This window comes from Pseudomonas sp. NFACC24-1 (genome assembly GCF_900115235.1).
Taxonomy (GTDB): domain Bacteria; phylum Pseudomonadota; class Gammaproteobacteria; order Pseudomonadales; family Pseudomonadaceae; genus Aquipseudomonas; species Aquipseudomonas fluorescens_AA.
This window is the reverse complement of sequence record NZ_FOVS01000014.1, coordinates 1-20,002: the sequence shown is the minus strand read 5'-3', so window position 1 is coordinate 20,002 and position 20,002 is coordinate 1. Positions and strand designations below refer to the sequence as shown.

Genomic DNA, 20,002 nt, shown 5'->3' with positions numbered 1-20,002 from the left:
CCGGCGCCTGGTGTGCAACGCGTGCGACCTCCAACGGTTCGCCAAGGGGTATTCCATGAAAACAGTGATCGCATTAGCGGCGTCCTTGATGCTTGCCGGTTGTGCCAGCAGCGGCGTGGTGGCTTCACGCACGGCCGATTGCGCCAAGCCCGGGGCCGACCAGGAACTGGCCTTGAACATGGCCGAAGACATGGCCAACGAGGGCCGCTTATACGCCAGCCTGGCGAACCTCGAACGCTTGCCCGAGGACTTGGTCCAGGTCCGCCTGCGCAAGGCTCGGGTACTGCGCCTGATGGGCCGCAACGAGGCCGAACCTTTGTACAAAAGCCTGCTGGGGACATGCCTGGCCGCTGACGGTGAGCATGGCCTGGGTCAATTGGCGGCCGCCAGGAATGACAATTCGGCCGCCACGCAATACCTCGAACGCGCCGCGAAGATGGCCCCGACCGAAGGCAAGATCCGCAATGACCTGGGGGTTGTCTACCTCAATCAGCGACGCATTGCAGAAGCCCGCTTCGAGTTCATGACCGCCATGGAGCTCCAGCAGTCCGACACACTGGCCGCGCTCAACATGGTGACCCTGCTGATTTACCAGGACAACTGGAAGCAGGCCGCCGAGCTCGCGAACATGGCCAAGCTCAGCCCCCAGCAAGTGGCAGATGCCCAAGCCCGTGCCGAAAAAATCAGGGGTTCGGCCACTCAGGCAGCGACGTCACCCGCCAACCACCTGGCCGAGGTTGTCGATGTTTCAACCGGCGCGGTCAAGTAGAGCGTTACGAGGAGTTCAAGAAATGATGACCAAACAATTGATGATCGTGTGTATGGTGAGCCTGTCCACCGCCGCCTGGGCCATTGAGCCTGGCCCCTCCTCGGCCGCACAGCAAGGCACCGAGAGCTGGATGCAACTGCAGATTCGCGGCGTGGTGGCCTCCACCAACCTGCAAACCGCCTCGGCCGCCGAACGCGAGATGGCCATGCAGCGTTGGCTCAACAGCTTCAACTACCCGATCCCGGAGTTCTTTGACCAGGACTCGGCAGGAGAAATCACCAGTAGCAAATGAACCACGCAGAAAACGAAAAGATCGCAGCCTTTGGCGGTACCTGCCTCCGAATCAGGACGGGAACTGTCGAAGGCTGCGATCTTTTGATTTGAACGTATCAATTGTCGCTTATGGCGAGGGAGTGACTGCCGCGTCTTCGACGCTGCGTTGTCGCGTGGGAACTGGAGCCACGCCCACGAAATCGGGTCTTTGATCGTTCCCACGCTGCGTGGGAATACATCCCCTGACGCTCTGCGTCACCTTGCAGAAGCGGAACGCGGAGCGTCCCTGGCGGCATTCCCACGCGGGAGCGTGGGAACGATCGAATCCAGACAACCTGACACAACGAGGTGTTGATCGTTCCCACGCTGCGTGGGAATACATCCCCTGACGCTCTGCGTCACCTTGCAGAAGCGGAACGCAGAGCGTCCCTGGCGGCATTCCCACGCAGGAGCGTGGGAACGATCGAAACCTGTGGGAGCAAGCTTTGCTCCCACAGATCTGATGGGGTGTACGACCGCGAGAGCCAGGTCGGCTACTAGGCCGCCTCGGGGTGGATGTTGATCTCGGGCGCCCCGTTAACCACGATGGCCGAACGTAGGTATTGCGTAGTGGGCATCCCGGCATGGATGCCGGGATAGCCGCGCTGGGCCATGAATGGCCCTTCGCGGCGGGCCCACGGAGCAATGCCTTCGTTCGGGCATGCCGAGCCTAGGCGAAGCACCGAGTGGTGGGGCAAAAAGCGCTTTGCTTACTTTCGCCTGGGCCGGCTTCCGGATTTTCGAAAGTGAGTCGCCGTCAGGGCGAAACCCTAAGCAGCCGTTACCGCAGCAATGGATATGTACTCAGTCAACAAGAGCAACTCCAGCCGTCAGGCCGCCTTCGCGAGCAAGCCCGCTCCCACAATGGGCCTGTGGTGAACACAAGACTCATGGACACTCACCGACCTACATATTCCCGAAGGCCCTGAACACACCAATCATGGCCGGGCCGATGGCGACCAGGAAGAAGCTCGGCCACAGGCAGAAGATCAGCGGGAAGATCAGCTTGGTGCCGATCTTGGCGCCCATTTCTTCCGCGGCCTGGGTACGCCGGTCGCGAAACTCATCGGCGTAGATTCGCAGGGTATCGGCCACGCTGGTGCCGAAACGGATACTTTGCGCCAACAAACTGACCAGGCCCTGGATATCCTCCAGGCCGGTGCGCACGGCCAGTTGCTTGAGCGCCTCGGTACTGGTGATGCCCGCCCGGATCTGCGCATTGACCAACGCCAGTTCCTCGGCCAGCTCAACCTGGCTGACCGACATCTCTTCAGCCACCCGTTCAATCGTCGTGGGCAGGGCCAGGCCCGACTCGACGCAGACCACCATCAGGTCCAGTGCATCCGGGAACGCCGCGCGCAGCCGGCCTTGGCGCGCCTGCTTGCGTTTACCGACGTAGATCGCCGGCAGCAACCAGCCGATGCCTGCGATGAGGGTTACCGCCAGTAGACCAATGGCCACTGAAACCTTGACCATCGGCAGCAGCAACAACGCAATGCCGACCAGCAACAACGGCAACATCAGACGCACGGCCCAATACATCTGCACGGCCGAGGCAGAGCGGTAACCGGCGTGGGTGAGCAAGGTCTGGGTAGCAGACGTGTGGGCCTGGTCGGTGGAGGCAAAACGTTGGCCGACCCGTTCCAGCAAGAGCTGCAGGTTACCCGGCGCCTCCTGCCCCGTCGTGCTTCCAGCGTAACCGCGCTTGATCAGCGCCAGGCGCCGCTGCACCGGATCCTGCAGGCCCAGCATCAAGAGCAGGAGCGCGACGGCCGCCAGCACCGTGCTCAGGCCAATCGCGGCGATGAACAACAGCCGTGCCAGTTCTTCGTTACCGGTCAACCGACTCAACAATCCGAGCAAAAAGTCCATGACTGAAACCTCTCGGCGCAACAGCGCTTAAACCTGGATCCGGATGATCTTTCTTATCCAGAAAATCCCGATCAACATGGCGCAGAACGCGCCGATGATCAGCTTGTGCCCTATGGGGTCATTGATCAGCACGGGCATGTAGCTGGGGCTGGTGAGCACGATGGCGATCGCCAGCACGAACGGGATCGCCACCAGCACCCACGCCGACATGCGCCCTTCCGCCGACAACGTCTTGATCTTGCGCTGGAACCGGAAACGCCCGCGAATCAGCCGACTCAGGCGCTCCAGCACTTCGGTCAGGTTGCCGCCGGTCTCGCGGTGGATGAGGATGGAGGTCACCAGCATCATCACCGTCATGCTCGGCATCCGCTCCAGTAGCCCGAGCATCGCCCGGCGCACGTCGTTGCCATAGTTGATGTCGGAAAACGTCATGCCGAATTCCTGGGCGACCGGCCCCTTGTGCTCCTCGGCGACCAGACGCAGGGTTTCATTGAACGGATGTCCGGCGCGCAAGGCACGGCACATGGCGTCCAGCGCATCCGGCAAACCCTCCTCGAACGCGGCGAAGCGCTTGTTGCGGTCACGCAGGATTTTCAACACCGGCGCCCAGGTCAGCGCAAAGGCCGCCAGCAGTGCCATCCACCAGACCAACGAAACCATCAGCACCAAGGCACCGGCCGCCACCCCCAGGATCAGACCGAGCAGCATGACCCGATAAGCCCGGTATTCATGGCCGGCCTGCTCGATCAGTTGCGTCAGGTTGGCCATGAACGGCAGTTGTTCCAGGCGGGCTTCCAAGGGTGACAGGCGCGTCAGGTATTTCTGCCGCAACACGGTCTGCATGTTGGGCAAGTGGTTGGCCTTCTCCAGCACATGCAGGCGCCCACGAATACGCTTGCGCATTTTGCCGGCTTCGCCGAACACCGGCACCACCACGCCCTGGGACAGCAGGAACACGGCGATGAACACCATGCCAAGGAAGATCAGGATGAACTCACTGGGGATATTGTTCATGACGTGCGGCCCTCCATCCACTCAGGACGAAACAAGGTCAGCGGCAACTCGATGCCGCGCTTGGCCAGCACATCGCGGAAGGCCGGGATCATGCCGCTGGGCCGATATTCCCCGAGCACCTCGCCGTGCTCGCCGATACCCTGGCGCACGAAGGAGAAAATTTCGGTCATGGTAATGACCTCCCCTTCCATCCCGTTGATCTCTTGCATGCTCACCACGCGTCGCTTGCCGTCTTCTTGACGCTCCAGTTGGATCACCACATCGATGGCCGAGGCAATTTGTTGACGCATGGCCTTGATCGGAAATGTCGCCCCGGTCATCGACACCATGTTCTCGATTCGCCCCAGCGCATCCCGTGCGGTGTTGGCGTGAATGGTGGTCAGCGAACCGTCATGGCCGGTGTTCATCGCCGTGAGCATGTCCATCGCTTCGGCGCCACGCACCTCACCGATGACAATCCGGTCCGGGCGCATGCGCAGGCTGTTTCGCACCAATTCCCGCTGGCTCACCTCGCCGCGCCCCTCGATGTTCGACGGCCGGGTTTCCAGGCGCACCACGTGGGGCTGTTGCAGTTGCAGCTCGGCCGAATCCTCGATGGTGACGATGCGCTCGTTGTGGGGGATGAAACTGGAGAGCACGTTGAGCATGGTGGTCTTGCCGCTGCCGGTCCCGCCGGAGATCAGCACGTTCAGGCGCCCGCGAACAATAGCCTTGAGCAGCAAGGCAATGGCCGGGGTCATGGTGCCGACCTGGATCAGGCTGTCGGTGTTGAGCAGGTCCACGGCGAAGCGCCGGATCGACATGCTCGGACCGTCGATGGCCAGCGGCGGGATGATCGCGTTGACCCGCGAACCGTCCTTGAGCCGGGCGTCCACCAACGGCGAAGACTCGTCGATACGGCGCCCCAGGCTGGACACGATGCGGTCGATGATGTTCAGCAAATGCTGGTCGTCGCGAAACCGCACGTCGGTGCGTTGCAGCTTGCCGAAGCGCTCGACATAGACCGAGGCAAACCCGTTGACCAGGATGTCGGACACGCTATGGTCGGCCAACAGCGGTTCCAGCGGCCCGAGGCCGAGTACTTCGTCGGTGATCTGCTTGATGATCAATTGCCGGCTGACGGTGCTCACTGGCGCCGAATGTTCCTCGAGCAGGCGCTGGCAGATATCGCGGATCTGCCGCGCGGCCTCGGCCTGCTCGAGGGCATCGAGCAACGACAGGTCCATGACCTTGAGCAGTTGCTGGTAGATCTTTTCCCGCCATTCGGCCTCCACGGGCGTGACCTGGCTGCGGGTTTCATACAGCACGTCCGGAATGGCCTGCTCCCAGGCCATCAAGGCGTCCGTCGGGTCCGGCAAGTCATCGCCGGGCTGGGCGCCCGCGGCGGTGCCAGGTTTGGCGGGCTGTTTGCGCAAGCGGTTACGAAAGTCGCTGATCATGGGTCATCCCCCGAAAAAACGGTTGAAGGCACGTTTAAGCAAGCCCTTGTCCGTGGCCATCTGGTGACCGACCAGGTCTTCGGTCAAATCGCGCAACGCAGCGGTGATTGCCGCCTTCGGCGCATGCAGTCCCAACGGCACGCCAGTGTTCTGACTCTGGCTGACCAGGTTGAAGTCATTGGGCAATTTCGACAGGTTCGTGCAGCGCAGGGCCTCGCCGATGTCCTTGAGACTGACGGCGGCGTTTTTGTCATAACGGTTGATCACGATCTGCAACTGCTCCCCACGCACGCCCAGGTCTTCGCGAAGGATCCGCACCAGAGCGCTGGCATCACGCAGGTGGCTGACGCTCTGTTGCACCACCACGTACACCCGGTCCACCTGTTCCAGCACCGAGCCGGTGAGGTGATCGATCTGCCGCGGCAGGTCCACCACTACCCAGTCATAGCTGGCGCGGGCCAGTTGCAACAGGGCGTCGAGCTGCTCGGGTTGAGCATCCTGGGGCAGGCACAACTCACCGGCCCGGCCTCCCAGGACGTGCAGGGTCGGACTGAAGTGGCTGCAAAAACCCCGTAGCGCGACGCTGTCCATCTCATCGATCTGCTGCAGCACTTCCAGATGACTGTGGGACTGCGCCACGTCCAGGTAATGGGTCACGCTGCCAAATTGCAGGTCCATGTCCAGCAACAGCGTATTGCCTGCCCGGGCGCTGAGCTGCTGGGCCAGGTTGCACGCCACCAGGGTTCCGCCCGAGCCGCCCTTGGCGCTGATCACCGCGATCAGTTTCCCTTCGTTGCCGTTGCCGAGACGGACTTCCGCCACCAGGCGATTCAGCGCCGCCACCAGTTCCGTATCGGCGACGGGTTCGGGCAGCACATCCCGGGCACCGGCCTGCATCGCCAGGCGCATGCCCTCCTGCTCGCCCAAGGGACCGCACACCAGCATCGGCGGACGCTCATGGGCAGGGCGTTGCAGCAACGCCGACAGTTCCTCGCGCCACAGATGGCTGACGCGCAACAGCAGCAGGTCGGGCATGCGGTCCAGGCCGTAGAGCGGATCGACATGGCCGTTGCTGACCAGGCGCGTGCTGACCTCAAGGCCAGGCATGCGCTGGCAGACACATTGCAGGTCGCGCAGGGACGTAGCATCGCGACTGCTGATCAGTATCCGCAGCCCGGCTCTGCCGGTGGTGGTCGAAAGCGGATTTTCCCTGGTGTTCAGCATGGTGTGATCTCCCCGGAATCGGAATGACGCCCAAGGCTTTCGCGTGGCAAGGTTGCCCTGAACGTGGGCAAGGCAATGGGCACGCCCAAGCCGGGAATGAACAGGTTGAAAACAAAGTTCTGCACGCTCAGCCGGACATAGCGAATGGCTCGAAAGCCGGTGGCGCCGGACGTGTCGGTGGGGTTCGCTACCACGGCGCCGTTGACGTCCAGGTAGGTCAGCGCCAGGTTCGAGGTCGCCAGGTTGCTGATCAGTTGGCTGGTGCCGGCGTCCGTCGCGGCGTTGAAGATGGCCCGGCGCAAGACCACCGGATCGCTGACATTGCACACCGCCGCCAGCCGCGCACCACGGCGCGCCGCTTCATCCAGCGCATTGACCGTGAAGTACAGCCGGCCCATTTCCACCACGCCGAACAGCAGGATGAACACCAGCAAGCCCACGAAGGAGAACTCCACGATGTAAGTGCCGCGCATGTGCTTGTGATTCATCACAGCGCCCTCATGACAGTGGTCGCCACCAACTGGATGCCCAGTGGAATGGCATTGCCGAAAAAACCCGGGATCGAACCCGCGCAGTTGCCCGCGCCAATCACCGGGCAGAAGGTGTAGGTAATGGTGACGCGCACATGATCGATGCCCTCGGCGGCGACCTGCACATTCGCCGTGGTCAAGCCTGACACCACGGCGGTTCCCGTCGCGCTGGGCACGCCATACACCGCGACGTTTTTCGTCTGGGTCAGGAGCGTGCTGCCCAAGGCGACAGTGCCAAGGGTGGAGTTCCAGGCCTGGCTGGCGACGAAGCGGTCGGCATCGCGGCTGGCCTGCAACAGTACGTTGTACTGGTAGAGCATGCGGCCGAACTCGCCGAAGGCCAGCAGCAACAACAGCAACAACGGCAGCACCAGGGTGAACTCCACCAGCGCCACGCCTTGCTGGGCTTGCGCGGGTTTGAACTGAGAAAGTCCCATGACGCCTCCTACGAGTCGGTGCTCGGAGTGCCGCTGCCGTTGAGATAGGTTTTGTAGAGCTGGATGATCTGCGGGCCGGCATCGGTGGAGGGTGTAGGACCGGGTACGTTGTCGCCTTCGCACTCCTGGACGAACTGGCCAAAGATGATGGACTCCGAACCACCGCCGTCCACTGGCTGCACGACGAAGTAGCAGCCGAACCCCAAGACTGGAATCGACGTCGAGCCGCTCAGTTTCCCGGCGCAATCGCCAATCACGATCTTCAACATCCGGCGCTCGAAAACCCCGTTGCTTTGGCAACCGCTGGCGCCTCCCGCCACACAGGCGGCGACCTTGGCCCGCCAGTCGTTGTAGTCCTGTATCGCCTCGCCACCCGACGAGAGATCGCCGTTGCTCGAGGTAATGGGCTGGCCTTTGTATTGCGCCTGGGAGAGCGCATCGTTGTAGGTGATCGCCGGGGTGCCTGAGGCCGTGACCAGGTCCGGTGGGTAGTCCGAAGAACTGACCGGACCATTGTAGATACCGAAGCGCGTGTTCAAGCCCTGGGAAGTAGGGCCGGCTTTATTGCCCGGCGCCGTCTGGACGTTGCTCCCGACACTGCGGCAAACCGAGCCACCGCCGGCCAGGTCCTCCCGGACTGCACTGCCGCCCGAGCCGAAATCCAGCAATTGGAAATTGCCCGGCCCAATGGGCGATGTATTCCCCGCCGCCGTCTTCAAGACCTCCAGGTCGCCAAATTGGTATCCCCAGAAGTTGCCGGCGCCAGGGTTGTATTGAGTGGGATCGCCACAGACCATCAACGGCGCCAGGTCACAAGGCGAGGTGGGGCTGGGACCTGCCGTTGCAATCGCCGCCACGCGCTTGTTGCCCAAGCCGGCGCTGCCCATCGTTTGCACGAAACTCCAGAAAAAACCGTTCAATTGATAACTGGACACCGACACCCGCACGTATTTGGCATCGGCAGGCCCGGGATAGGAGAACGGGCCGTAGACGCTGCTGGACAGTTCCACCACGGCAAACGCGCCCGGGTTGCCGGCGATCGCGGTGGCCAGTTCGGTGTTGCCGGCGGCGTTGGCATTTCTGTTCAACGTGTCCAGGGCCGCCGCGCGGGTGCTGCTGGCCATGTTGATGCCACCGCTCACCTGGCTCAGGGTCTTGGCCCCGCCCAAGGCCGCGGCATCCACCGCATTTTGCAGGCGCGTCTTGTTCAGCAGCATGTGCCCGCCATCCAGGGCCAAGGCCGCCATCATGGAAATCGCTACCAGCGCGATCACCATCAGTACACTCACCGCCCCTCCCTGGCGCCGGATATTGGCATTCATCATCGAGCCCTCATCTACAACGTTTGAGGATCGGCATCGCCACGGCCCGGACAGGCCTGGCATGGAGGCGTCATTCAGCGGACATTGATCACGCTGCTTTCAACGCCGCGGATCAGCGTGATCGCCCCGCCTTGCGGCTTGGCACTGCGTTGCACCACAGGTTTTGGCACCGGGGCGGCCGCCATGGCCATGACCGGCGCAGGGGCTGGCGGCGCAACGGCCACGGCCTTCTTCTCCAGGTTCAACGGGTTGCGCAAGGCCAATTGCAGCTTGCCTTCGGTTTGCGCAGTGACCAGTGCTTCGGCTTCGGTGGCCGACATTTCCAGGGTCACGGCCCGTACTACCACCGGCTGGGTCTTGTCGGTGCCCGCCGTCTGGTCCACCGCCAGCACCCGCAGGTTTTCCAGGATGGTCCGGGACGTGGCGCTGTTGCTGCCGGCGCTGGTGGTCTTGGTCGCCAATACATCGACCCGGTTGCCCGGCAAGAGAAAGCCGCCCACGCCGACCACATCATCCACACGAACCGAAATGGCGCGTTTGTCCGGCGCGATCAGCGAAGCCAGGGTGCTGCCGCCCAAGTGCTCACTCAGACGCGCGCCCCGCACGATGTCGCCGCGCAGAATGTCGAAGGTGGCGATCTTGCCCACGGCCTTTTCGCTGGCATCGAAAGCGTCGTCCGGGATCGTATCCATGGGCATGCGCACCGTGGTGACTTGCTGGGCCTCGACCATTTGCCCGAAGGGGATTTCCACCGTGGCGACCACCACGCTTCGCAAATGATCATCGGGGGACGCGTTGAGTCGTGCGCTCAGCCAGGCGTCAGCCATCCATGCGGCACCAAGGCCCATTACCAGGGAAACGCCAATCAGCGGAAGCGTACGAGAGCTCATGTCGGTATCTCCAGATCAAAGGAAGTCGAGCTGAACGAAGTAGTTGTGCCAGGCCCATTCCAGCTCTTGCGGCAACAGGGGGCCGGAACCGCCCAGGTAACGCTGGCGATCGAGCGCCATGTTCAACAGGTCACGGGGGTGGCATGGCACCAGCGGCATGCCTTCGCTTGCATACAACCGCTGCAGGACATAGCGCACCAACAGCGGGTCATGCGGGATGCCCAGGCGCTCGCACTCCTGGCGCCAGATGCGTTCGTAATCCTCGGGCTTGAGGTAGCCGAACTGCACTTTGTAGCCAATGCGCCGCAGGAAGGCCTCGTCGGCCAGTTCGAGGGGATTGAGGTTGGTGGAAAACACCAGCACCAGGTCGAACGGCAGCTCGCAATGCCGACCGCCGCCCAGGTTGATGAAGTCGCGCTTCTCCTCCATCGGCACGATCCAGCGATTGAGCAACTCCGCAGGGGCCATGCGCTGGCGCCCCATGTCATCGATGATGAACAGGCCGTTGCTGGCCTTGAGCTGCAACGCCGCCTGGTATTGCCGGGTGAACGGGTCATAGCGCACGTCCAACTGCTCCATGCTCAGCTCGCCGCCGGTGATGACGATCGGGCGTTTGCAGCACAGCAGCCGACGGTCGATGCCTTCGTTGAGCATCAGGTTGTTCGCTTGGCCATTGTCGTCCAGGCGCTGGTGCACCTGCGGGTCGTAGATCTCGATCACCGACTCGTTGATGACGATGGCATGGGGCACCCAGATGGCCTCGGCGAACAGCCGGATCAATCGGCTGCTCACATAGGTTTTTCCGGTGCCCGCCGGCCCGTAGATCATGATCGCCCGCCCGGAATTCAGGGCGACGCCCAACTGGTCGAGCATGCCTTGGCTCAGCACCAGGCCGGCCAAGGCCTGGTTCATGTCCTTGGCGGTGATGCGACCGTGGTGGATGGTCTGGATCTTGATCAGCGAGCGATACGTGCTCACCGGGAACGGCGCAGCGCCGATGTAGCCACTGCGGGCCAGGGCGTCACGGGCCGAACTGCGACCGCGCTCGGTGAGGCCATAACGCAGCGTCTGCCCACCGGTTTGCCCCAACTGGCCCAGCACTTCGACACGACCGTCCTTGCGCAGGAACGCCAGGACCTCCTCCAACACCGCGCCGGTCAGCGCCAGGCGCTCCACCAACCGCGACATGTCCAGCACACCGGCGTCGTGCAGATGCTTGCACACCAGCTCCCCCAGGAAACTGTCGGTCAGGCCTGTGTCGCGAATGGTGCATGGCTGGGGTGCCAGGCGTTGCACCGCTTCCCGTTCGCTGGGGTAGGCATCGCTATCGTTGATGACGTGCATGACTAGACTCCCCAGCCGCCGGCAACCAGTTGCCAGTAAACGCTGTTCAAAGTGCCGATCAGGATCGCGATCGAATAGGGAAAGGGTTTGCCCGCCACTTCATCCGCAGTCGGCGCCAGATAGGCCTGGGCTCGGACAATCAACCAGTAACGTCCAAGGGTCTGGAGCAGTTGGCCGCGGGCCAGGACGATCAGGAAACCGCACACACCGCCGGCGATCAGGCTGAACAGCGCCGCCCACAGTGCGTAATGAAAAGGCAGGAAGCTGCCGACCATGGCCATCAGCTTGACGTCACCGGCGGCCATGCCGCCGACGGCGTACATGGGCAGGAACAGCGCGAAACAGATCAGCATGCCCAACAGGCTGTCGCCCAGGCCACCGATCCCGCCGGTATACACCTGGCCAGCCAAGCCCAGGGCAAGGCCCAACAGGACCAGCGTGTTGGGGATGCGGTGGCGAAGCAGATCGCTCACCACCGCCACACCCAGCAGTCCCAGCAGCAGTACCGTCGACACCAGCAGTTCCATGGACATGATGCGTCTCCCTGGGGGGATTTTCGTTAGCAGGCGACGTTGCTATTGACGACCTGGCACAGTGCCCGGATCTTGGTATCCACGGCGCCGCCCAGAAGAACGAAGGCCGCCGCTACCAACACCGTGATCAAGCCACCCGCCACCGCGTATTCAACGATGGTCAGGCCGTCTTCATCTTTGGCGAACTTGCTGATCGAGTTGCTTATTGTCTGGAGAGTCATTTCATGAACCTCACGCGGGTCAGAAGTACTGTTACGAACTTGATGGGAGGGGACAACGCGAAGTCCATTTGATTGATTCGTTGTACTCACTGCATGAGAGTCGCAAGCGGTTTTCCTTGAAAGTGACCGTGCCCCCTTCACTGCAAGTCGCCGCTGTCAGCAGGCAACGTTGCCGTTGACCGCCTGGCACAGCGCACGGATCTTGGTGTTCACGGCACCGCCCAGAAGCACGAACGCGGCGGCTACCAACACGGTGATCAACCCACCGGCCACGGCGTATTCCACAATGGTCAGGCCATCTTCATCTTTGGCGAACTTCAGCACCGAAGCCTTGATTGTTTGAAGAGTCATTTCGCACACCTCATCGGGTTGTTTATCAAGGGCAGTACATTGCGAACTGCCTGATGCAACCCTAGTCAGCAGGTGATCATTGCCGTTAGGAGGATTTTGCACATCGCTAGGATTTTTTTGCGTCGCACAGGACAGGCGCCGGGACGGGAAATCCAGCCCTGGGACAGCGGGAACGGGCGTCCCATGACGCCGGATGGCGCTAAACGATCGGACTTTTATAAAAATTTATTCGGCGAAATGATGGCACAGTGGCAATACTGCTAGCTAAAGGGCAGCAAGCACCTGTGGGTAGTCGTCCTATGGCGTCAAATCCGACTGCAAAGCCAAAGCTGTTATGGGTCGATCTGACCCATGACCGGTCCACCCCGGAACTCGTCTCCCTGTTCCAGGACACGTGCGACTGCACGCTGGCAAAAAACGCCATGCTGCCCAGCGCGGAACAGGTCGACATGATCTGCATCCATTTTGATCGCCCGGACACGCCGGGCCTGCGACGCCTGTTGGAGATCAAACGAACCGCTCCTGGCACGCCCATCACCATGTTCACCGTGCAACACTCCGAAGAGCTGGCGGTGTGGGCCATGCGCTCCAGCGTCTGGGAATACATGGTGCTGCCCTTGTCCGCCGCCGAGAAAAAGCGCTACCTCACGGCCGTGGTGCAACTGTGCGAGCTGCGCCGCAATGCCAATGGCCGAGCAAAGACCTCGCAGATCGACCACTCCCCGACCCTGCCGGACAGCATTCGCCTGACCGCCGGGCACCAGAAGCACCAGGCCCTCAGCCACATCATGCTGTACATCGACCAGCATTTTCGCGACAGCATCGATCAGCGCGACCTGGCCAAACGTTGCGGCATGACGACGTTTCGTTTCAGCCGGGTGTTCAAGGAAGCCAATGGCCTCGGTTTCACTGACTACGTATTGAACAAACGCATGAGCTTCGCCAAGGAGTTGCTCGATAACAGCCAGATGCCCATCACCAGCATCGGCTACGAGGCCGGCTTCAAGGACCCGTCCTACTTCGCTCGCGCCTTCAAGCAATACGCCAGTTGCACGCCCAGTGAATACCGTCTCGCGTACCAGATGCGCAACGCACATCCGGCACCGGAGCCCGCGGATGAGGCCGCCCTGGAAGCGATTGAAAACCTGGTGCACAGCCTTGAGGGGTAAAAGGTTTTGTACCGTTATCGCCATCTTTCCATAAGCATCCCCATCCGTACCAGAGCTAGACCGGACGCCCATGGCCGGGGAGCGACCTCGTCGATAGAGCACTCCCCCGCCCCTGCCTGACAGGCGCCCCGACTCACGGGGCGAGTTTTCTTCTCTCGATAGGAATGGACAGGACAATGCTGGTCCGCGTCTCACCGTACGCGTTGATTTTCGCAATAATGTCCTCGATCTCAGCCATGGACCTGGCGTAGATGCGGATCAGATAAGAGTCATTCCCCGTGATGTGCAGGCACTCGACGACTTCGGGTATGTCGGTGAGTGTCGCTATCAACTTGGCTTTCGCCGGCTTGAGGGTGGTGATGCCAACGACAGCCGATATGCCATACCCCAGCTTGGTTGGATCTAACTGAGCGCAATAGCCCTTGATGACCCCGGAGTCTTCAAGTTTGCGCAACCTGTCATTGGTGGCAGGAATAGAAAGCCCCGCGTGCTTGGAAAGCTCTGTGATGGAAATGCGACCACAGTCCTGTACCTTACCCAGGATTTTGACGTCTATACGATCCATGTGCGTTTTCCCCGGTTAAAAGTATAAATTTTAATGAAAAGCCCGCGTTTTTCATTAAAAAAAGCATGCACCAAAATAAAGCATGGCGCTAGTCTATTTCCAGCCTGAAAAACCTGAAAAGAATCCGGGCAATCAACGGCCCTGCTCTTTAGCGTGACGCACTCATAATAAAATATTCTCTCCAGGGATGGTGTTTGCATGGAAGATGAAAAGAAAAAGTGTGAAAAAAAACCTCACCCGCTCGTCCAGCACATTGGCACGCAAGTCCTAAGTCTCCGGCATTTCAAGAAAGATCAGTTACTGATGTACCTGATGGGCGTCGGTTTCTTTTCGTTGGGTGCCAAGTGTTTCATCATCAGCCAACTGGGTACTGACCCATTAGATGTCCTGATCATCTCGATCGATAAAATACTCATGCTGGGCATGGGCGTTTGCTCGGCTATCGTATCGCTGTTTTTCCTGACATGGTGGGTGCTCTGGAACAAAAAATACCCACCGATAAGTCCCTTCATTACAACGACGCTGACCGGGCTGCTGATCGATCTCTGGTCGTGGCTGGGGCTCGGGGAGTATTTGATCGTCAGAATGAATGAGTACGCGTTATTGGTCTCGGGGCTGATGCTGTGTGCCTATTCCTCCGCCTTGATCATCATGAGCGGTATCGGCATCAGAATCATGGACCTGGTGGTATTGACCATGGTATCCAAATGGAACTGGTCGTTCACCAAAGCCAAAATGATTATTGAAATCGGCATCTTTTCGAGCGGTTGGCTTTTAGGCGGGCCCTTCGGTATCGGCACGATTGCATTTCTGCTGGTGATCGGCCCGCTTATTCAACCGTTCATGAACATGAATGCCAAGCGCTTTGCACTTAAAAACTATGGATTGATGAGCGCTTCATCCGCTTACTAATAAATCTACAACCATGACTGCCCTGCAGGGCGGCAGGATCGTTTCGCCTCGCCTTTTTAAACCGATGCTATTGATGGCAACTTCCGTGATGAGGAGTGAAAGATGGACACTACAAAAAATAAAAACTGGACCTTGGAAAGCAGCCCGGCAAAACTGGAAGAAATACTCCCCGGGGGTGCTGTGAAGTGTCATCTTTCCCCGCGCAATTGTGTGATCCAGGAAGGCAAGTTAGGTTTTTGCAAAGTGCGCGGAAACCGTGGGGGCAGGCTCGTTACATTAAACTACGGTAAAGGCGTTCACAGCACCGAAGAGACAATCGAAACCGAAGCCGTTTTCCACTTTGCCCCGGGGGAGCGAATCTTGTCCCTGGGTAATATCGGCTGCATGCTCAACTGCGGTTACTGTCATAACTGGAAGACATCGCAGGCCAAGTACGTCACCGACAAGGACGTTTACTACTACACCCCCGAGCAGGTGGTGGAAACCGCACTCAAGCACGGCATACGCGTCATTTCCTGGACGTATAACGACCCCGTTGTCTGGCACGAATTCATCCTCGACACAGCAAAACTGGCCAAGGAAGCGGGCCTGATCAACCTCTATAAATCGGCATTCTTCATCAGCGAAGAGGCCATTGATGAGTTACTGCCGGTCATCGATATTTTCTCGATTTCGCTGAAATCCATCTCCCCGGAATACTACCGCAAGGTCACCACCGGCTGGGTAGAGCCCGTTTTGGCAGGTATCAAGAAAGTCTATGACGCCGGCAAATATGTCGAGGTCAGCACCTTGATGGTGACCGACATCAGCGACGACGAGGAAACGGCCAGGAAAATCAGCCAGTGGGTCTTGGATGAACTGGGCCCGAACGTACCGCTGCACTTCGTCAGGTTTCACCCCGATTACAAAATGAGCAACAGCATCCGTACGCCTGTGGACAGGCTCCTGAAGGCTCGGGACGTTGCTCGGAGCATGGGCGTTGAGCATGTCTACCTGGGTAACGTGAATGACGTCGAAGGGACCAATACCAGTTGCAACCACTGTAACGCCCTGCTCGTCACCCGTTATGGCCTGAACGCTGAAATCATCGGTCTGGACAGCAAAGGATGCTGCTCTCAGTGCGGACATGATGCGCATTTCAAATTGCTGGGTGAACACCAGGCGAACGCCCCTGTCGAGTTGCGCGAGGACGCGTTGAGCGCCTACGAGAAGCGAAAGTTCGAATGGCACGGAGACATTGTCTCGCTGCACGCCCAAGTGCTGAATACCGAAGACTTCGAACAGACCGTCTACCTGCGACGCAATTATACGGACGGGCACAACAGCGATTGGAAATCACTGACCTTGCGCCCCCATGAAAGCTATCGATTCATCGTTGCCAAGGCTCGTATCGATGAAACAGGCCCTGAAGTCTGGCTCCCCAACGGCGTGAACTCGAACCTTCATGAAGTCTTCGACAGGGCCCACTTCCCGACAGAGTCGATTGAAGAAATCGGTATTTCGCAAAATGACATCACCCCGACCGTGGGTTACGAGGGTAAGCAAAACATGTATGAACAGGTCATCAAACTGGTCAGCCAAGCATGAAAGTGTCTACAGAAATACTTCATATCAAGGTGGATGACCGGGACGCCCACCCTTCGGTAACGCCTATTTATCAGTGCAGCGCTTTCAACGCCGACTCGACCTTCTTCTACTCAAGGAAAGCCAACCCCAACGTGACGGAACTGGAACAGGTCGTCGCGTCCCTGGAGGGCAGTGAACATGCCCTGGCCTACAGCACCGGGATGAGCGCGATCTACATGGTGTTGGAACTGTTGAAACCGGGTGCTTCGCTGGTCATCAACAAATACATCTATGGCTGCTCCTATAAATTGTTCCAGCGCTATGCGGCACGTATCGGCGCACACCTGACGATTCTGGACCTCACCACGGCAGAGGGGCTGAAGGCCTTGCCGGCGAACGTCGACATGGTCATTTTCGAAACGCCGACCAATCCCTTCCTGAAAGACATTGATATCCATGGGGTCAGCAGGGCCGTCAAACAACACAACCCGCAGGCGCTGGTGGTCGTTGACAATACCTGGGCCACACCGATATTTCAGAAGCCGTTGAATTTTGGCGCCGACATATCCCTGTACAGCGCAACCAAATACTTCTCAGGACACAGCGATGTCATGGGCGGCCTGGTGCTGGTCAACAATGAAACGATTTACAACCGTCTCCTTGAGGGTCGCTTTTATTCAGGCACGATACTCACCCCCAATAGCGCCTGGTTGCTGCGTAGAAGCATGCAGACGTTCCACCTGCGCATGGAAAAACACAGCCAGACGACGGCAAGCATGTTCAACTATCTGCGCGAGTTGCCTTTTATCGAGCATGTCTATTACCCACGCATCGATGGCCAGCAATTGACCGGTTATGGCGGCATTGTGTTTGTTGATATTCGGCCCGATCTGGTGCCCTTTTACAAAACGTTCACCAGCGCGCTCAAATGGTTTGGCACAGGCACCGGAATGGCCTGCGTGACCTCGATGGTCGCCCAGCCCTTCAGTGGCAGCCACGCCTCGATGACGGATCAGGAAAAAGCGGACATGGGCATCGAGAAAGGCCTGGTTCGATTGTGCTTTGGCCTGGAGGATCTTGAAGACCTCAAGGAGGACCTGCTCCAGGCATTCGAAACCATGGAAAGCAAGGTCGATCAGAAAAGCTCACTCGATCCTGCATAGCGTGTCATCACAAGCAACGAGCCTTCAGTGGCTCGTTGCTTTTTTATGGAGAAGCGAAAAGTGTCCAGCGCATTCGAAAACACGATATTCGAAGACCCCACCCTGAACGTTATCCACCTTCTAAACTCCATCGCCCAGGAAAATCCGGAGGCCATTTCACTGGCCTCCGGTCGACCCGATGACCAGCAGTGCGACCCGTCGCTCATCGACCGGGGCCTGGCCCAGTACAAACTTCACGTTGCCGGCACGGGGCACTCACTGGCGACGCTGCTTTGCCAATATGGAAAAACCTCGGGAATCATCAATGAAACAATCGCCACCTATTTGCAGGCGGATGAAGGGATAACAGTCTCCAACCCTGAAAGCATCGTGGTGTGCCTGGGGTTCCAAGAAGCCTGTACCTTGACGCTCCTGTCCATTTTTGAAGGCGGTGGGATTTTATTGGTGCCTGACCCGGTGTTTTCAGGGATCACGGGCATCGCAAAACTGCTGGGCATAAAAATAGTCCCCGTCCCCATGGCGGCTTTTCTCGACCCAATCGCCCTGCGCGGAATCATTGAAGAACTTGAATCCAGAGGGGAAAAAATCAAAGCACTGTATGCCGTTCCGGATTTTAGCAATCCGACCGCCGACAGCCTCTCCTATCAAGCCAGGACAGCCATGCTTTCCTTGGCCAATGAAAAGAATTTTTTCGTCCTTGAAGACACGGCCTACCGTTACTTCAGGTACGAAGGCGATGCCATTGCGTCCATGAAGTCCATCGACAGCAGTCGAGTATTCTTGCTGGGCTCCTTTGCCAAGTCGATTTTTCCAGGCTTGCGCATGGGTTATGTGGTCGCACCGGAGGGCGCCGGCCTCATGTCATTCAGCACCCGATTGTGCAAGGCCAAAAGCCTGATCACCGTCAATACCCCTGCCCTGTGCCAAGCGGTCGTCGCCGGTTTGCTGATCGAGAACAACCACTCGCTCAAAGAGCTGAACCAACCCAGGGTGTTGTCCTATACGAAGAAAAGAAACCACATGCTTGAATGCCTCAAGCGTGAATTCCCGCTCAAGGCCCGCGCCCAAAGAGCGGTCAGTTGGAATCAACCGGCCGGCGGCTTTTTCATCAATCTGCAGCTGCCTTTCGCCTTTGGGTATTGCGAAATGCGCGAATGCGCCCAGCAGTTCAAGGTGATCGTATTCCCCACCACTTTATTTTCGCTGACAAATGAGGCGGCTAATCAGGTCAGGCTTTCATTCAGCAATGCCACCGCCCCAGACGTCACCCAAGCCATAGGCCGCTTCAGGGCGTATGTCGAGTCCAGACTGCAGTAAGACCTCTTTTATCAGGTTGCCGTGGCCAGCATGACGCCAGTGGCGACCTGGTAGGCCCCCAGAATGGTGATGGTCGCCCCCGAAAAGTAGTTGATCAGCCTTAGCTTCGATTCGGCAATCCGCGCCTTGAAAATGGAGGAGAACCCGCTCAGGCCCAGCCACCAGGCAGCCGAGCCCAGGAATATACCGGTCACCATCGGCAGCAAGGCGTGCTGGCCGCCTTGGTCGCTGGCCATGCCATCGCTCAACGCGGCAAATATCGCGATAAACGACAAGATGGTCATGGGGTTCGACAGGGTCAGGAACAGCGTGGTCGAGTAGGCTTTGAACATGTTGGCACGCTCACCTGCCATGGCGGTCGCGCCCCCCTTCGATCGTATTGTCTGATAGCCAATGTAGGCGAGGAACAGTCCACCAAAAATACACAACCAAGGTTTGAAGCTGATCAGCGTCGCGATGATGGCCGTGACCCCGAGGGCCCCGATGAATCCGTAGATCGAATCGGCAGTGGCGGCCCCCAATCCCGTTGCGAAACCGGCTCTCCAGCCCAGCATGAGGCTTCGCTGTATGCACAACAGCCCAATAGGCCCCACAGGGGCAGCAATGCACAGCCCAATGACCATCGATTTAACAAAAATCAGCATAAATGCACCTCCAGAATGGGTACTGGAAGGTTAGGAGAAGTGCTTTTTTTTAGGAATGAACTATTAATCTTCCTGAGCGTTTTACCTTAAGTTTTGCATGAAGTACTTTCGCTTCGCCTTCATTATTAAGGTAAAGCGCAGCAAGCCCCCTAAGACAACGAAAATCGTCCGTTAAAGATCTATACGCGCTGAATGACCTTTTCACGCGCATAAAAAAAACGCCGCTCGTATGAGCGGCGTTTTTTTGAATTTGGAGCGGGAAACGAGACTCGAACTCGCGACCCCGACCTTGGCAAGGTCGTGCTCTACCAACTGAGCTATTCCCGCAAATGGCGTCCCCTAGGGGACTCGAACCCCTGTTACCGCCGTGAAAGGGCGGTGTCCTAGGCCACTAGACGAAGGGGACAC

Annotated in this window: 21 protein-coding genes and 2 tRNA genes; 7 read left to right on the top strand and 16 right to left on the bottom strand. The window is 59.1% G+C overall.

Annotated features, from left to right (window positions below; genetic code table 11):
• The first annotated feature begins 55 nt into the window (after window positions 1-55).
• A complete protein-coding gene (locus BM317_RS14680) occupies window positions 56-769 on the top strand; it encodes a tetratricopeptide repeat protein (protein ID WP_092168735.1) in 714 nt (237 codons plus the stop codon).
• Window positions 770-791: 22 nt separating this feature from the next.
• Complete coding sequence (locus BM317_RS14675; protein WP_053123871.1) at window positions 792-1,061, top strand: DUF3613 domain-containing protein; 270 nt, start codon at window positions 792-794, stop codon at window positions 1,059-1,061.
• Between the two features lie 926 nt (window positions 1,062-1,987).
• Here BM317_RS14675 and BM317_RS14670 read toward each other — a convergent pair.
• The 12 genes from BM317_RS14670 to BM317_RS14615 form a co-directional block, all read right to left on the bottom strand.
• Window positions 1,988-2,953, bottom strand: coding sequence for a type II secretion system F family protein (locus BM317_RS14670; RefSeq protein ID WP_072406368.1), 966 nt, complete (start codon window positions 2,951-2,953; stop codon window positions 1,988-1,990).
• Window positions 2,954-2,980: 27 nt separating this feature from the next.
• Window positions 2,981-3,967, bottom strand: coding sequence for a type II secretion system F family protein (locus tag BM317_RS14665; RefSeq protein WP_092168446.1), 987 nt, complete (start codon window positions 3,965-3,967; stop codon window positions 2,981-2,983).
• Entirely contained in the window at window positions 3,964-5,406 is a 1,443-nt protein-coding gene (locus tag BM317_RS14660; protein ID WP_092168443.1) for a TadA family conjugal transfer-associated ATPase, read from the bottom strand. Before BM317_RS14660 ends, BM317_RS14665 begins: the two co-directional genes overlap by 4 nt.
• Window positions 5,407-5,409: 3 nt before the next feature.
• Window positions 5,410-6,630, bottom strand: a complete 1,221-nt coding sequence (locus BM317_RS14655) for an AAA family ATPase (RefSeq protein WP_092168440.1) — start codon at window positions 6,628-6,630, stop codon at window positions 5,410-5,412.
• On the bottom strand, window positions 6,624-7,118 hold the full coding sequence (locus BM317_RS14650; RefSeq protein WP_092474772.1) for a TadE family protein: 495 nt from the start codon (window positions 7,116-7,118) through the stop codon (window positions 6,624-6,626). The genes BM317_RS14655 and BM317_RS14650 overlap by 7 nt, the downstream gene beginning before the upstream one ends.
• On the bottom strand, window positions 7,118-7,597 hold the full coding sequence (locus BM317_RS14645; RefSeq protein ID WP_060741202.1) for a TadE/TadG family type IV pilus assembly protein: 480 nt from the start codon (window positions 7,595-7,597) through the stop codon (window positions 7,118-7,120). Before BM317_RS14645 ends, BM317_RS14650 begins: the two co-directional genes overlap by 1 nt.
• A gap of 8 nt (window positions 7,598-7,605) precedes the next feature.
• Entirely contained in the window at window positions 7,606-8,922 is a 1,317-nt protein-coding gene (locus BM317_RS14640; RefSeq protein ID WP_092474769.1) for a TadE/TadG family type IV pilus assembly protein, read from the bottom strand.
• A gap of 71 nt (window positions 8,923-8,993) precedes the next feature.
• Window positions 8,994-9,809: a Flp pilus assembly protein CpaB gene (gene cpaB / locus BM317_RS14635; RefSeq protein ID WP_092168434.1), complete on the bottom strand. Its 816-nt coding sequence runs from the start codon at window positions 9,807-9,809 to the stop codon at window positions 8,994-8,996.
• Window positions 9,810-9,824: 15 nt separating this feature from the next.
• On the bottom strand, window positions 9,825-11,153 hold the full coding sequence (locus BM317_RS14630) for a P-loop NTPase family protein (protein ID WP_092474765.1): 1,329 nt from the start codon (window positions 11,151-11,153) through the stop codon (window positions 9,825-9,827).
• 2 nt (window positions 11,154-11,155) lie between these two features.
• Window positions 11,156-11,686 (bottom strand): A24 family peptidase, encoded by a 531-nt coding sequence (locus BM317_RS14625; protein WP_092474762.1) that lies wholly within the window; start codon window positions 11,684-11,686, stop codon window positions 11,156-11,158.
• Window positions 11,687-11,712: 26 nt separating this feature from the next.
• Window positions 11,713-11,907, bottom strand: a complete 195-nt coding sequence (locus BM317_RS14620; protein ID WP_060741197.1) for a Flp family type IVb pilin — start codon at window positions 11,905-11,907, stop codon at window positions 11,713-11,715.
• Between the two features lie 156 nt (window positions 11,908-12,063).
• Complete coding sequence (locus BM317_RS14615) at window positions 12,064-12,258, bottom strand: Flp family type IVb pilin (RefSeq protein ID WP_008070254.1); 195 nt, start codon at window positions 12,256-12,258, stop codon at window positions 12,064-12,066.
• Between the two features lie 299 nt (window positions 12,259-12,557).
• Between BM317_RS14615 and BM317_RS14610 the strand changes: the two genes are divergently transcribed.
• The gene (locus BM317_RS14610) at window positions 12,558-13,427 is read left to right on the top strand and encodes a response regulator transcription factor (protein ID WP_092474760.1); all 870 of its coding nucleotides are present in this window, start codon (window positions 12,558-12,560) and stop codon (window positions 13,425-13,427) included.
• Between the two features lie 133 nt (window positions 13,428-13,560).
• On the opposite strand, the gene BM317_RS14605 is transcribed toward BM317_RS14610, so the two are convergent.
• Window positions 13,561-13,992, bottom strand: coding sequence for an Lrp/AsnC family transcriptional regulator (locus BM317_RS14605; protein ID WP_060741195.1), 432 nt, complete (start codon window positions 13,990-13,992; stop codon window positions 13,561-13,563).
• A 198-nt stretch (window positions 13,993-14,190) separates the two neighbouring features.
• Here BM317_RS14605 and BM317_RS14600 point away from each other — a divergent pair, with 198 nt between their 5' ends.
• The 4 genes from BM317_RS14600 (at window position 14,191) to BM317_RS14585 (ending at window position 18,950) form a co-directional block, all read left to right on the top strand.
• On the top strand, window positions 14,191-14,904 hold the full coding sequence (locus tag BM317_RS14600) for a YczE/YyaS/YitT family protein (protein WP_092474758.1): 714 nt from the start codon (window positions 14,191-14,193) through the stop codon (window positions 14,902-14,904).
• A 102-nt stretch (window positions 14,905-15,006) separates the two neighbouring features.
• Complete coding sequence (amrS, locus tag BM317_RS14595; protein ID WP_092168422.1) at window positions 15,007-16,491, top strand: AmmeMemoRadiSam system radical SAM enzyme; 1,485 nt, start codon at window positions 15,007-15,009, stop codon at window positions 16,489-16,491.
• A complete protein-coding gene (locus BM317_RS14590) occupies window positions 16,488-17,633 on the top strand; it encodes a trans-sulfuration enzyme family protein (RefSeq protein ID WP_092474755.1) in 1,146 nt (381 codons plus the stop codon). Before amrS ends, BM317_RS14590 begins: the two co-directional genes overlap by 4 nt.
• A 60-nt stretch (window positions 17,634-17,693) precedes the next feature.
• Window positions 17,694-18,950 carry an aminotransferase-like domain-containing protein gene (locus BM317_RS14585; RefSeq protein ID WP_092474892.1) on the top strand — a complete coding sequence of 419 codons (1,257 nt, stop codon included), beginning with the start codon at window positions 17,694-17,696 and terminating at the stop codon, window positions 18,948-18,950.
• An 11-nt stretch (window positions 18,951-18,961) separates the two neighbouring features.
• Here BM317_RS14585 and BM317_RS14580 read toward each other — a convergent pair whose 3' ends face one another.
• From BM317_RS14580 to BM317_RS14570, 3 genes are all read right to left on the bottom strand, one after another.
• Entirely contained in the window at window positions 18,962-19,594 is a 633-nt protein-coding gene (locus tag BM317_RS14580) for a LysE family translocator (protein WP_072406398.1), read from the bottom strand.
• A 251-nt stretch (window positions 19,595-19,845) separates the two neighbouring features.
• Window positions 19,846-19,921 (bottom strand) — tRNA-Gly (locus tag BM317_RS14575).
• 3 nt (window positions 19,922-19,924) lie between these two features.
• Window positions 19,925-20,000, bottom strand: a tRNA-Glu gene (locus BM317_RS14570).
• Between the last annotated feature and the right edge of the window lie 2 nt (window positions 20,001-20,002).

Excerpts from the sequence above, each read along its gene's own strand:
- BM317_RS14645 (WP_060741202.1), bottom strand. The coding sequence starts at position 7,597 with ATGGGACTTTCTCAGTTCAAACCCGCGCAAGCCCAGCAAGGCGTGGCG.
- BM317_RS14625 (WP_092474762.1), bottom strand. The coding sequence starts at position 11,686 with ATGTCCATGGAACTGCTGGTGTCGACGGTACTGCTGCTGGGACTGCTG.
- BM317_RS14665 (WP_092168446.1), bottom strand. The coding sequence starts at position 3,967 with ATGAACAATATCCCCAGTGAGTTCATCCTGATCTTCCTTGGCATGGTG.
- BM317_RS14655 (WP_092168440.1), bottom strand. The coding sequence starts at position 6,630 with ATGCTGAACACCAGGGAAAATCCGCTTTCGACCACCACCGGCAGAGCC.
- BM317_RS14620 (WP_060741197.1), bottom strand. The coding sequence starts at position 11,907 with ATGACTCTCCAGACAATAAGCAACTCGATCAGCAAGTTCGCCAAAGAT.
- BM317_RS14675 (WP_053123871.1), top strand. The coding sequence starts at position 792 with ATGATGACCAAACAATTGATGATCGTGTGTATGGTGAGCCTGTCCACC.
- BM317_RS14640 (WP_092474769.1), bottom strand. The coding sequence starts at position 8,922 with ATGATGAATGCCAATATCCGGCGCCAGGGAGGGGCGGTGAGTGTACTG.
- BM317_RS14615 (WP_008070254.1), bottom strand. The coding sequence starts at position 12,258 with ATGACTCTTCAAACAATCAAGGCTTCGGTGCTGAAGTTCGCCAAAGAT.
- BM317_RS14600 (WP_092474758.1), top strand. The coding sequence starts at position 14,191 with ATGGAAGATGAAAAGAAAAAGTGTGAAAAAAAACCTCACCCGCTCGTC.
- BM317_RS14670 (WP_072406368.1), bottom strand. The coding sequence starts at position 2,953 with ATGGACTTTTTGCTCGGATTGTTGAGTCGGTTGACCGGTAACGAAGAA.
- BM317_RS14580 (WP_072406398.1), bottom strand. The coding sequence starts at position 19,594 with ATGCTGATTTTTGTTAAATCGATGGTCATTGGGCTGTGCATTGCTGCC.
- BM317_RS14605 (WP_060741195.1), bottom strand. The coding sequence starts at position 13,992 with ATGGATCGTATAGACGTCAAAATCCTGGGTAAGGTACAGGACTGTGGT.
- BM317_RS14650 (WP_092474772.1), bottom strand. The coding sequence starts at position 7,118 with ATGAATCACAAGCACATGCGCGGCACTTACATCGTGGAGTTCTCCTTC.
- BM317_RS14630 (WP_092474765.1), bottom strand. The coding sequence starts at position 11,153 with ATGCACGTCATCAACGATAGCGATGCCTACCCCAGCGAACGGGAAGCG.
- BM317_RS14660 (WP_092168443.1), bottom strand. The coding sequence starts at position 5,406 with ATGATCAGCGACTTTCGTAACCGCTTGCGCAAACAGCCCGCCAAACCT.
- BM317_RS14610 (WP_092474760.1), top strand. The coding sequence starts at position 12,558 with ATGGCGTCAAATCCGACTGCAAAGCCAAAGCTGTTATGGGTCGATCTG.
- BM317_RS14680 (WP_092168735.1), top strand. The coding sequence starts at position 56 with ATGAAAACAGTGATCGCATTAGCGGCGTCCTTGATGCTTGCCGGTTGT.
- cpaB (WP_092168434.1), bottom strand. The coding sequence starts at position 9,809 with ATGAGCTCTCGTACGCTTCCGCTGATTGGCGTTTCCCTGGTAATGGGC.
- amrS (WP_092168422.1), top strand. The coding sequence starts at position 15,007 with ATGGACACTACAAAAAATAAAAACTGGACCTTGGAAAGCAGCCCGGCA.
- BM317_RS14590 (WP_092474755.1), top strand. The coding sequence starts at position 16,488 with ATGAAAGTGTCTACAGAAATACTTCATATCAAGGTGGATGACCGGGAC.